Source organism: Aestuariibaculum sediminum, assembly GCF_014596945.1.
GTDB classification, from domain to species: Bacteria; Bacteroidota; Bacteroidia; order Flavobacteriales; family Flavobacteriaceae; genus Aestuariibaculum; species Aestuariibaculum sediminum.
Map to the genome: position 1 here is coordinate 1 of NZ_JACVXB010000007.1, position 12,751 is coordinate 12,751.

The 12,751-nt window shown below is 32.9% G+C and carries 11 protein-coding genes and 1 tRNA gene; 8 read left to right on the forward strand and 4 right to left on the reverse strand.

The features are described 5' to 3' along the window. Nucleotides 1-306: 306 nt before the first annotated feature. Nucleotides 307-1,959: an alpha-galactosidase gene (locus ICJ83_RS13855; protein ID WP_188231006.1), complete on the reverse strand. Its 1,653-nt coding sequence runs from the start codon at nt 1,957-1,959 to the stop codon at nt 307-309. 988 nt (nt 1,960-2,947) lie between these two features. On the opposite strand from ICJ83_RS13855, the gene ICJ83_RS13860 reads away from it, so the two are divergent. The 3 genes from ICJ83_RS13860 to ICJ83_RS13870 all read left to right on the forward strand — a co-directional run bounded on the left by ICJ83_RS13860 (nt 2,948) and on the right by ICJ83_RS13870 (nt 5,215). After that, a complete protein-coding gene (locus ICJ83_RS13860; RefSeq protein WP_188231007.1) occupies nt 2,948-3,745 on the forward strand; it encodes a PhzF family phenazine biosynthesis protein in 798 nt (265 codons plus the stop codon). 95 nt (nt 3,746-3,840) lie between these two features. Beyond that, nucleotides 3,841-4,434 (forward strand): DJ-1/PfpI family protein, encoded by a 594-nt coding sequence (locus ICJ83_RS13865; protein WP_188231008.1) that lies wholly within the window; start codon nt 3,841-3,843, stop codon nt 4,432-4,434. A 67-nt stretch (nt 4,435-4,501) separates the two neighbouring features. Further along, the gene (locus tag ICJ83_RS13870) at nt 4,502-5,215 is read left to right on the forward strand and encodes a cyclase family protein (protein ID WP_188231009.1); all 714 of its coding nucleotides are present in this window, start codon (nt 4,502-4,504) and stop codon (nt 5,213-5,215) included. Between the two features lie 570 nt (nt 5,216-5,785). Here ICJ83_RS13870 and ICJ83_RS13875 read toward each other — a convergent pair. The 3 genes from ICJ83_RS13875 to ICJ83_RS13885 form a co-directional block, all read right to left on the reverse strand. After that, nucleotides 5,786-6,976 carry an ATP-binding protein gene (locus tag ICJ83_RS13875; protein WP_188231010.1) on the reverse strand — a complete coding sequence of 397 codons (1,191 nt, stop codon included), beginning with the start codon at nt 6,974-6,976 and terminating at the stop codon, nt 5,786-5,788. A 230-nt stretch (nt 6,977-7,206) separates the two neighbouring features. Beyond that, complete coding sequence (locus ICJ83_RS13880) at nt 7,207-8,430, reverse strand: site-specific integrase (protein WP_188231011.1); 1,224 nt, start codon at nt 8,428-8,430, stop codon at nt 7,207-7,209. Between the two features lie 234 nt (nt 8,431-8,664). After that, a tRNA-Arg gene (locus ICJ83_RS13885) sits at nt 8,665-8,738 on the reverse strand. Nucleotides 8,739-8,944: 206 nt separating this feature from the next. Here ICJ83_RS13885 and ICJ83_RS13890 point away from each other — a divergent pair. From ICJ83_RS13890 to trxA, 5 genes are all read left to right on the forward strand, one after another. Continuing rightward, the gene (locus ICJ83_RS13890) at nt 8,945-9,577 is read left to right on the forward strand and encodes a Crp/Fnr family transcriptional regulator (protein WP_188231012.1); all 633 of its coding nucleotides are present in this window, start codon (nt 8,945-8,947) and stop codon (nt 9,575-9,577) included. Nucleotides 9,578-9,641: 64 nt separating this feature from the next. Then, nucleotides 9,642-10,439 carry a sulfite exporter TauE/SafE family protein gene (locus tag ICJ83_RS13895; RefSeq protein WP_188231013.1) on the forward strand — a complete coding sequence of 266 codons (798 nt, stop codon included), beginning with the start codon at nt 9,642-9,644 and terminating at the stop codon, nt 10,437-10,439. 68 nt (nt 10,440-10,507) lie between these two features. Continuing rightward, nucleotides 10,508-11,917, forward strand: a complete 1,410-nt coding sequence (locus ICJ83_RS13900) for an MBL fold metallo-hydrolase (protein WP_188231014.1) — start codon at nt 10,508-10,510, stop codon at nt 11,915-11,917. Nucleotides 11,918-12,040: 123 nt separating this feature from the next. Next, nucleotides 12,041-12,373, forward strand: a complete 333-nt coding sequence (locus tag ICJ83_RS13905; protein ID WP_188231015.1) for a rhodanese-like domain-containing protein — start codon at nt 12,041-12,043, stop codon at nt 12,371-12,373. Between the two features lie 78 nt (nt 12,374-12,451). Beyond that, nucleotides 12,452-12,748, forward strand: coding sequence for a thioredoxin (gene trxA, locus ICJ83_RS13910; protein ID WP_188231016.1), 297 nt, complete (start codon nt 12,452-12,454; stop codon nt 12,746-12,748). Nucleotides 12,749-12,751 lie beyond the last annotated feature (3 nt).

A 12,751-nucleotide genomic window follows, 5' to 3' on the forward strand; every position in this document is an offset into this window, starting at 1 on the left:
CAATCGCGGAAATATAGATATAAAATTTATAATTCGACAAACAAACAGCCCAAATACCGAATTATTTTTATTAATAAATATTAATCAGTGTCTTCCAATTTATTGACTCGCATTAAATTACCTACCGTATTAAATATCGGTAAGACAATGATATTGAACTTTACTTTTTATCATTTTCTCGAATAATTAAAAAATTGTAGTCTCTCAATAAGTGCATAAAGATTAAATATCAAGGGGTATTATATCATTTTTTTTTACACACTTATAAAGAAGTTTCTTTTATAAAACAGTTTTCTCTATTACCAACTAAGTATTCCCATTAGCCGGTATGGTAACGTCTACTGTAATTTTATAGTCTCGGGTTAATTTATATGTTTTAGCTTTGCCTTCCTTTTCTCTAACTAAAGCCTTAGTTGATAACCCTGTGTAATACAATGGCAAGATAACTTTTCTATCAATATCTTTATCGGTTGGATTAAATAACATAACCAATCCTTTTTCCTTTAAATTAGGATTCGCATGCATAAAACCATCCCAATCTTTTCCTGAAGGACGTCTCAAATGAATTAAATCAGAATTTAAAATATCGCGATAAGTTTTGTACCAGTCAATTACATCTATAACCACTTGCTTGGTTTCTTCTGTGTCATACAATCTGGGACCACGATAGCAGGACTGTACGCCTGCCCCATAATTTTGCATCATTTGATTTTTATAATCCATTAAATGCTCATTAAGAGGCTCGATGGTAGCGGCTTCACCACCCCCATGATACTGTGTTAATGGAGTAAATGTCCAACACATACTAGGTGTCCTGTCCCACAAACCATCATAAATATTGGTTCGCCCTAATACCAGTTGTCGATCGCGAGGTAAAGACCAATTGACTTCTCGGTATCCTATTCCTACTTTGTTTGTTCCCGAATTAATATAAAAATCGGGAATATTCATATAAATACCTTCTGCACGCATCCACTTGTATAACCCTTGAATTTGAGCATACTGTTTCCATTGCGAGTCGTTTAATCCATTGTGATGGGCATGACTGGTTGAAGCACATACATTGCCCAGATACGATCCGTCATTCTCAAAAACTGTCATCCCTGTCTTTTCAAAAAAGGTTTTAATTTTTCTAAAATAATTATGCCCCCATTCACTTGACAAACATGGTGAAGACCCAAATATCATCCCACCTCGCTTACCAGTTTTGGGATTAATCACATCCACCTCATCACTAATCCATCGGCTGGATAATAGAGAATATCCTCCCAGTTCTATACCCTTAGATTTAGCATATTCTACTAATCTTTTAAATTTACTATAATTGGCTTCAGATTCATCTTCCATATTCACTCCGCTACCAAAACTTAGAATAATCATTTCATAGCCCACTTCAGCACATTGGTCAATGGCGCTTTTAACTACTTTTTCATTTGAATTCACCAAATGCATAAAAATAGGATTCTCGGTTACCCAAGGCGAAATAGTACGGTACATTTTCCTAATAAACAACCCTTTACGCTCTTCTTCTCTGGTATCTAAAGGTGTTTCCCAAACTCTGAATGTCGTTAATGTATCTCCAGGTTTAATTACAACATCAGGTCCTAAAGGAGGTTTTACTTCTAACAAACAAGGAACATTTAAAGGGTAATTGGTCTGTGAGGTATATCGAGGATCCTTTTCCCAATAGGTCGTTTGCTCAGATTTTTTTTGCTGCATACCGCCAAAGGCATAATCACTTTCAATATGAATATTAGGCTTTACCCAATAGTCTGGTGTTCCCACAAGATTCTCTCCTTCAACCATTGCTAATTGCTCCAGTTTAAAAGCATTAAGCTGAACTAACAAATCTCCTTTATTAACTACCTCAATCCATTTGCTTAGTGTTGGTATGCTGGATAGGACGCAAACTGAGAGCCATAAACAGCGGAAATAATGATCCAGTTTAATTCTTGACATGAAGTATTATTAAATATGGGCCCAGGTAAATTTCAGCTATGCTCAATTTTTTCCGCTGCAGGCGGTTCAGTATTGCCGTTTTTTGCACTCTGGCTTAAAATCAAAAAAGCTTAGAAATATTATCGCTTTTTATTTTAAGTCTGTGTCCAAGATGATGTCATGAAGTGCTTTTCTTAAAGGTTTGAAAAACATTTAAGGAATGTACTGAAATAGAACCTTTCCTCAACTGGTACACTACAATACTGACAAGTTTTTCACCATATTAAAAGCAGCTAAATCCGATGACTCATATTTAAGATTAGTAAACTAGAAAAACAAAATTTATTAATCTTTAATGGCTTTAGACTTAAAACTTTGGATAATATTAATCCGCATGGTAAACGTAGTACGCCTATTGCTTCATAAACACCTATTGAAGCGTGACATAAAATAATAAGAGAACAAACTATTGCTAACGCTATTTTGGATTGGTTGGTTCACACAGCTCACCGTTTCGATATCACAGGAGAGTAGATGAGAAAAAAATTTAAAAAATAACATTAAATTTAACTAATAATGAATCAATTTTGAGCACTTAGTTTTCTTTAATCCGCTGTGGGTGGTTCAGTATTTCCCTTTTTTACGCTTTGTGATAGCATTAAAAAAAATTAAGAAGGAAGAATTATAAAGGCTAAAATAAGTACATAAACACTAAATGGTAAGTTAAAAAATATTGTAAATTAGAACCATATTATTTTAGTTTACAACCCTGAACTTGCTGATCAAAGAAGAATATAGTTTACCCTAAACCCCTAATTAAAAACACTTTTTAATTAGGCATAATATTATTAAAACACTCATTCTAGCTATAGAATTCTATATCGAGCAGAAACGAATTAATATTTAAACCGAAATATGGAAAATAGCATAGCCATAATTTATGACAATTTTTACTTATACTAACAGGTAAACACGAATATCATATTATTAAAACAATAGAATTTTAAAAATGAAAACCTACTTTGTAGACTCCTTTACTAATGAAAAATTTAAAGGAAATCCAGCTGCTATTTGTATTACCAATAATACTATAAAAAATGAAGTCATGCAAAATATTGCCACAGAAATTGGTTTTTCTGAAACGGCATTTATAAAGCATATTTCGAACAATATATACAGTATAAGGTTTTTTACTCCTCAAAAGGAAATTTCTTTATGTGGTCATGCTACTTTGGCGGCATCAAAAATTATTTTCAAAACCACTTCCTTTACTGATATAAAATTTATTAACTGTAACAATATTGAATTATTTACAGAGCAAGTAGGAGGAAAAATTCAAATGCAATTTCCTGTATATGAAACGGTAGAAATAGAAATACCTCAAGCGATGCTAAAAGCACTTGGTATTACTAAAATAATAGATAAAAGATTCAACTCTATAAATAACATTATTTTAATTGAAATTGAAGATGCAACCGAATTGGCAAATTTGAAACCCGATTTCACAGCATTATTAAATTCATATACCGGTATAAATGGGGTGTTAGTCACAGCAATTTCCAAGAAAGAAAGTTTTGATTTTGATTATAGATATTTTTGGCCCTGGGCAGGTACAAATGAGGATCCGGTAACTGGCTCTATCCAAACATTTTTAACAAAATATTGGGCTGCAAAATTGAATAAATCAAAATTACATGCTTATCAATCTTCGTTAAGAACAGGAACCATGTACACTGAGCTTTTACATGATAAGGTTTTAATACTAGGTGAAGCCATAATAGTTTTAGAAGGACAATTTTTACTGTAATTATTTTTTCAATTTTAAACTAAGCTCGATGTATAGGTTATTTAACACAAAGAAAATTTTTTCATGAACCGTTTAGAAGTCAAAAATAATAGATAATGACAAAAAAAATAAATGTTGGAATTTTTATATTCAATGAAGTTGAAGTTCTTGATTTTGCTGGTCCATTTGAAGTTTTCTCCTTAGTAGAAGATAACAACCAAAAGATTTTTAATGTTATTACAATTGGAGAAGGAAACAAGTTATTGAGTGCAAGAAATGGGTTAAAAGTACATTCAGATTATCTGTTCAACAACCATCCAAAACTCGATATACTGATAATTCCAGGCGGTTATGGAGCTGAACATATTGAAATAAAAAATAAGTGTTTACTCAATTGGATAAAAGAACAAAGTAATAAAGTTCAAATTTTAGCCTCAGTATGCACAGGAGCCCTTTTACTCGCTGAATGTGGTTTGCTAAACAATAAAAAAGCAACCACTCACTGGATGGATTTGGACCGATTGGAACAAGATTACCCAAAAATTGAAGTAGTTAGAGATGTTAAATTTGTGGATGAAGGAAATTTATTAACATCAGGAGGGATTTCTGCAGGTATTAATATGTCTTTTCATATTATAAAGCGATTGCTAGGAAAGGAAATAGCAGAACACACAGCAAAAAGGATGGAATACGATATTGTTATAAAATAAGCACACCTTTAAGACTGTTTAGACCATAAAAATTCTAATACGGATAATTTAAAAAGTATAATACTGCATGATTGAAATTATAGATTTAAGCCAAGAAATATATGAAGGGATGCCTGTTTACAAAGACCTCCCGCAAGTAAAAATGACAATACATAAAACTCACGAAGAATGGGATGGTATTAAAAACCCAGAAACTAAAACACCTGCGGTTTATAGGTTAGAATTAGGAGAACACACAGGAACACACGTTGATGCCATAAATCACATGGCAATTCAACACAAAGAGAAGTCCATTGACAAAATGCCTTTATCAATGTTTTATACCGAAGGCATTTGTTTAGATTTCTCTCATAAAGGCCTAAAAGAATTAATAGAACCCAACGAAATAGAAATCGCTTGTAAAAAAGCTAATTTGGAGATAAAAAAAGGAGATACAGTATTATTTTATACAGATCATTACAGAAAAAACTTTAAAAGTAAAGACTGGGGTAATGGTCCAGGAATTTCAATAGAATCAGCGCGTTGGTTAGGAGAAAAAAAAATATCGGCCTTTGGAGTTGAAACTATGTCACCTGGTGTTCCTAAAGTATCAAATAAAAAAGTTCATCATATTTGTGGAGAAATGAATTTTACGCATTATGAAAACATGATAAATCTTTACAAACTAATTGGGAAAGGCAGATTTAGGTTTATAGGCTTTCCTCTAAAAATTAAGGGAGGCACAGGGTCTCCCGTTAGAGCTGTTGCAATATTTGAAAAAAACATTAAAATCGACAGGTAACAGACAGCCCTGCCTTTGTAGATGAAATGGAGAACCTGAACCTCTAACAGGGAATAGTTTGAGTCATTTATTACTGAGTTTGATGTATGGCTATTTAGGTAATTATTTTCCTAGCTTTACTCGTTTAATTTTCTGAAAACACAAAATATAAACGCTTTGTACTAACAGACTTAAAATTAAAATTAAAAACTCCATCTATGAATGGATAGAAACCTAGTAAAATAGAAGAAGACATTCATTTTAACAAAATAGAGCTGTAAAAGAATTTGAATTAGACATGGACAACCTTAAACTAGCTACTCAGTCATTCAACTATTTATCCATTTTTTATTGAAAGTCCACTAGTTTAAATAAAATAGCATTAATAGAAAACTTTGGTGATAATTTTGGATAGTGATCGAGTGGATAGAACGGTAACCGAGAACCATCTACAGCGGATATAGTAATCCAATCTCATTCTTGATATGAAGTATTATTAAATAAGGACTTACTTGCAATTCGGCTATGCTCAATTTTTTCCGCTGCAGGCGGTTCATTATTCCATTGCCGTTTTTTGCCCTACAATTATATTTAATACATAAAACCAAAAAGCCAGACCGGAATTACATTTCCAAAACCTATTTCAATACCATCTTTTACAATATAGGCATTTTCCATACCTGCAATTTGTTTTTTAGTTTTGTTTTTTCCACCTATTTCAAATGTATAAGTCTTATCAATTAAAAAATCCCCAATTTCTGAAAGGTTTATTTCATGTAATCCTTTAAATTGATTTAAGAAAAACGTTTCCCGAACATTTCCTATATTAATATTTTCTTTAGCTAAAGCGTACATTAGATTGCTATTATTTAAATACAATTTTTCTGGTTTAGTTAATACTCCAATCCCGGAAGTATCTTTATACAATTCATTAACCAATCCTGCACGTTCCAGAATCTTTATACTTTGGACCAACATATTACGAGAAACACCTACTTTTTCACTTAATTTTGTAATATTAGGTGTAAACGGAGCACTTGATGCTATGCTTATCAATAATTTTTTAAGTTTTACCAAGGTGTCATATTGCAAATATTCCACAGCATTAATATCTATTTCTATAATTAAATTGATAGTATTCTGTAATTTTTGAAGATAAAGAGCTTCATTTTCCTTATAGTAAGGATAAACACCTGTTTTTAAATATTTTTCAAACAGAGGCAAGGGCTTTATTTCATCTAAAAGTTGGGTGGCTATTTGATTATGGCTATCTAATATTTCAGAAAAAGAATAAGTTTGAATTGTATTTTGGGTTTCGAAAGCGATAAACTCCCTAAAAGAAAGCTCCTTCAAATAATAACTTACTGCTCTACGGCTCAAATCAGATTCTGACTTATAAATTTCGAGCATTGATGACGATGTAAAAATAACCTTGAGTTCTGGAAAATTATCGTATATAAGCTTTATTTCTCTTGACCAATTAGGATATTTATGCACTTCATCTAGAAGCAAATGTGTTCCTCCAAATAGAGTAAACTGTTTCGCCAAGTCATATAATTTATTCTCAAAGAAATAAATATGATCTAAACTCACATAAAGACTTGATGATAATGGTAAATGTAATTTAACAATCTGTAAAAGCAAAGTAGTTTTACCTGAACCCCTTGCTCCTTTTACAGCAATCAACCGATTATTTAAATCTATTTGACCAACAAGATAACGCTGTATATTTAACGGTACTTGAGCTATTTTTAACTGAAATTCTAATAATAAATCCTCCATATTTGCTATTTACACAAAGCAAATATATTAATTTATTGCTATATAAATAAAGCAATTTTGATTTATTTTTGCTTTTAACTCAAAGCAATTAATATAAGTAAATTTAGTATTTAACCAAATAGAATTACTATTGGACCATTCCTAAAATTCAGCTATGCTCATTTTTTTGGCATAGGTAGTTGATCCTATGAGCCGATTAACCAAATTAATCAGCTCAATTAAAATTGTTATTAATTTGACAACACCTCCTTAAGCTTCCCCATATCCTCACTTACCTTTTGATCCAATACTCTAGCATAAATTTGAGTAGTCGCAATTTTGGTATGACCTAATAGCTTAGAAACTGTTTCTATTGGCACACCATTACTTAATGTAATTATCGTTGCAAACGTATGCCGAGCAATATGGAAAGTAAGATTCTTATTGATTTTACATAAATCTGCGATTTCCTTTAAGTAACTATTCACCTTTTGATTCGATATCTTTGGAAATATACCTCCTGAACAGACCACTCTTGGGTGTTCTTTATACTTTTCTACCAATGCTTTTGCCTTTGGTAATAAAGGAACCCTTATAGATGTACTGGTCTTTTGACGCTCACTTATCACCCAATCATTACCATCAATGCCTAACATAATTTGCTCTGGTGTTAAATCATGAATATCAATAAACGAGATTCCGGTATAACAACTAAACAAGAAAAGATCTCGAACAAGATTAAGCCGGTCTACTGATGAATTAAACTTCTCTAAGCTCATCAATTCCGTTTCGGAAAGATACTCCCTTCTCCTATTCTCAAAAGAGGTTTTAAACCTAACAAACGGATCTTTATCTATCCATTCCATATGATAGGCCATGGTAACCATCTTTCTGAGTCTTTGAAGATGTTTCATAGCTGTATTATGGCTCATCTTTCTTTGATGATCTTCTGGCTGATAGGATTTAATGAAGTATTCAAAATCTACAATAAAACCGTAACTTAATTCTCCAAGCTTCACATCTGTCGTAGCCAGTTTAATATCAAGGTACTTCTTCAAATACCCTTGAGTCACTTTATAATGTCTCAAGGTATGACTGGTTAATTGTTCTTTGGAAATTTCATTATGGTATTCAAATAATTCCAAAAGGGTTTTAAAATTTCTATCTTCACCCAGAAAGCGAGATTTTATCAGTTGAGCGGTAATTAATTTATCTTCACTTATTAAATCTTCATAAGATTGATAAATTTTAGCTCTTACCTGATTTAAATATTTATTCAAGGCTTTAGCTTCTTGTTTACTTCCTTTAGCCTTTCCTTTGTTAGAATCCCAATTTGAGAGTGGAATTCGTCGTTTCAAGCTAATATTAGCTCGTTTACCATCAACAGTAATTCTCGCATAAAGCGACACTTCTTTGTTTTTAATTCGTGAAGTATTAACCCAAAACAAAAGGTTAAACGTAGAGCGTGTACTCATAATAATCGTCTTTTAGTTAAACATTTTTTTAAGACGAAAATCAAATCAACATTCTAAAAGTAAGCATTTTAAGTCGTAATTCGGTCAACACTTTTTGTGTTTTTCTAAACTGTTGACCGCGGTGTTGACATTAAATTTCTTATCATTTCAATCAAATTAGAAGGTCTTAGAAAGATAAAACCCTGTAAATCATAAGGATTACAGGGTTTTGAAAGTTTTTGTTTTACAACAAAGTGATCGCGACAGGATTCGAACCTGTGACCGTCTGCTTAGAAGGCAGATGCTCTATCCAGCTGAGCTACGCGACCGATCCATTAAAGAAAACGTTTTCCGTTTTCGGTGTGCAAATATAGAACTAACTACATTTCTAACAAAGATAATTTTATTTTTTTTTCATTAAAAAAATCTTACTCTTTCTAAAACAAAACCAACCTCCTAATAACAAGCCAATTAAAAATTAATATAGGCTATTTAATTTTTAGTCAATATCTTTATACTATAAACGATACTATTAATGATTACCGAACTTAAAGAAAATTATGGTTATCTCTTTGAAGATGCGCTTTTAAATGAAATTAACAATGTAGGCACGTTCAAAGAAGTTCCAGAAGGCTATATGCTCATGGATATAGGTGATTATATAAAATCGATGCCATTGTTGGTAAGTGGTGCTGTAAAAATTTTGAGAGAGGATGACAAAGGCGACGAATTACTCCTCTACTTTATAGAACGTGGCGACACTTGCGCCATGACCTTATCCTGTTGCATGGGACAGAAAAAAAGTGAAATTCGAGCCGTTGCTGAAACCCCAACCAAACTTATTATGATCCCCGTTGAAAAAATGAGCGAATGGATGAGTAAATACAAAAGTTGGCAAAACTTTATTCTACAGAGTTATCACGACAGAATGACTGAACTTCTGGAGGCTATCGACTCTATCGCTTTCTTAAAAATGGACGAACGACTATTTAAATATCTAAAAGATAAAGCGATGGTAAACCGAAATGATGAAATACAGGTCACCCACCAAAACATTGCTTTCGATCTGCATACATCCCGTGTTGTTATTTCCCGTTTATTAAAATCCCTCGAAAATAAAGGTAAAATTATCTTAAACAGAAACAATATTAAAATTTTAGATTTATAAAGTGTAACCAATGTTACTGTGTGCTCCCGTTGCGTAACCTAGTTTTGTGGCATAAATTAAAATTATGACTATTATAGAAATTATAGGATTTACAGGGGCGCTATTAATTGGTATTGTTCTCGGGTTAGTTGGTGGAGGCGGGTCCATCTTAACAGTTCCGCTGCTAGTTTACCTTTTAGGGTTTAACCCGGTTGTAGCTACAGCATATTCATTATTTGTTGTAGGATCGTCTTCTGTGGTAGGTGTAGTACAAAAACACCGTAAAAAACTTGTCGACTTCAAAACGGGACTATCATTTTCATTCCCTTCATTCTTAGCCGTTTATATTTCTAGGAGGTTTCTCGTTCCCGGCATTCCTGATTCCATTTTTACTCTCAATGGATATACGCTTACTAAAGATATGGCTATCATGGTGTTTTTTGCCATTATCATGTTTTTGGCCGCTACATCTATGATTAAAAACAAAAAAGAAACCGCCGAAATACATACAAAACAACCTTATTATAAAACTTTTATTCAAGGTTCTGTAATTGGTGTTATAACAGGTTTAATTGGTGCTGGCGGAGGCTTTTTATATGTTCCTGCTTTAGTACTTTGGGCAGGTTTATCAATGAAACGAGCCGTAGGAACCTCCCTAGTTATTGTTTCCCTGAATTCAATAATAGGATTTACAGGCGATTTACATACTCTAGATATCGACTGGACATTCCTATTATCATTTTCATCTATTACCATCATAGGAATCTTACTTGGCGGTTATTTATCTAAGTATATCTCCAATAAAGGGTTAAAAAAGAGTTTCGGATGGTTTGTTCTCGTTATGGCCGTTTATATAATAATTAAAGAATTTTCACAACACTAAAAATGTAACTTATGTTACGCACTAAACTTTAAAAATACCTTAATTTTACAGTAAATAATGATAAGATTATGAAGATAGAACAAATATATACAGGATGTTTAGCACAAGGCGCTTATTACATCGAAAGTGAGGGCGAAGTTGCCATTATAGATCCATTAAGAGAGGTTTCTCCTTATGTTAAAAAAGCTCAGGACAATAACGCTAAGATTAAATACATTTTTGAAACGCATTTCCATGCCGATTTTGTTAGCGGGCACGTTACGCTTTCAAAACAAACAGGAGCTCCTATCGTTTATGGACCGCTCGCAAACCCAGATTTCGATGCAATTATAGCTACCGATGGGCAGGAATTTAAACTAGGTAAAATTACCATTGTGGCACTACACACACCTGGGCACACCATGGAAAGTACCACGTACCTGTTAAAAGATGAAAACGGTAAAAACCACGCTATTTTTAGTGGAGACACCTTATTTTTAGGTGATGTAGGGCGTCCGGATTTAGCTCAAAAAGCTGCCGATATGACTCAAGAACAATTAGCTGGTTTACTTTATGAAAGCTTACGTTCTAAAATTATGACCCTGGCCGACGATGTCATTGTATATCCTGCACACGGAGCTGGTTCTGCTTGTGGCAAAAACCTTAGTAAGCAAACGGTAGGCACTATTGGCGAGCAAAAAGAAACCAATTATGCCTTACGTGCCGATATGACTAAAGAAGAGTTTATCGAGGAAGTTACCGATGGACTATTGCCACCGCCACAATACTTTCCGTTAAATGTTAAAATGAATAAAGAAGGTTACGACGATATAGAAGATGTTTTAGAACGTGGTACCCGACCTTTAGAACCAAAAGAATTTGAGGCCATTGCAAACGAAACAGGCGCTGTTATTTTAGATGTTCGTCATCAAAATGAGTTTGTAAAAGGACACATCCCTAGATCCATATTTATTGGAATCGATGGTAGTTTTGCGCCTTGGGTAGGAGCCTTAATCGCCGATGTAAAACAACCTATATTAATTGTGGCCAACGAAGGGCGCGAAGAAGAAACAATTATACGTTTATCTCGTGTAGGTTTCGACAATACTTTGGGTTATTTGAAAGGTGGATTCGATGCCTGGAAACAACATGGATTTGAATATGACACCATTTCATCTATTTCGGCCGATGAATTAAAAAATACTTTAGAAAAAGAAGAAGTACTGGTTTTTGATGTTAGAAAAGATGGAGAATTTAAATCGGAACATGTTTTAAATGCGCATCATACATCATTAGATTATTTAAACGATTATTTATCTGAATTCCCTGAAGACAAACCGTTTTATGTACACTGTGCAGGCGGATACCGCTCCGTAATAGCAGCTTCTATTTTAAAAAGTAGAGGCATTCACAACTTAGTTGATATTACAGGTGGTTTTGCTGCAATAAAAGAAGCAGGCATACCTGTTACGGAATATGTTTGTCCGTCTACATTATAAAAACAAAAATGTTATTTATGTAAAAAAAAGAGTGGTTTAAGCCACTCTTTTTTTGTAACCAAAGTTACTTCACAAATCCTTTTAGCAACGTAACTTTATAGTATTAATAAAATATAATTGACCATGTCTCTATTATCATTCCTTTTTGGAACAAAAAACGACAAAGTAACTGTTATATCTGCAGCCGATTTTAAACAACAAATTGAAAATAAAAACGTTCAGTTAATTGATGTCAGAACTGCGGGTGAATTTAAATCTGGTGCTATTAAAAATGCTACAAACATCGATTATTTGTCTGGTAATTTCATATCAAAATGTGATTCCTTAAACAAAGACAAACCAGTATATCTATACTGCAGGAGCGGTGCTCGAAGTGCACGTGCTGCTAAAAAATTATCACGGGCAGGGTTCTCTAAAATTTATGATTTAAAGGGTGGCATAAGTAGTTATAAATAGATAAAGAAAACTATACTAACAACGAAAAAAATTGGAAATTATAAATACTAAGGCGGTAAACTATCAAAATAAATCAAAATGAGTAATTTTTCAGAAGTAATAAATCAGGACAAACCAGTTTTGGTCGATTTTTTTGCCGAATGGTGCGGGCCATGTAAAATGATGAGCCCTGTTTTAAAACAAGTAAAAGACGAATTAAAAGAACAGGTTGTAATTATAAAAATTGATGTAGATAAAAATCAGGTCTTAGCCTCGAAATTCCAGGTAAGAGGAGTTCCTACATTAATGCTATTTAAAAATGGTAATCAACTTTGGCGTCAATCAGGAGTTTTACAAAAAAATGAACTGGTCTCACTCATAAAATCTTATACATAATTT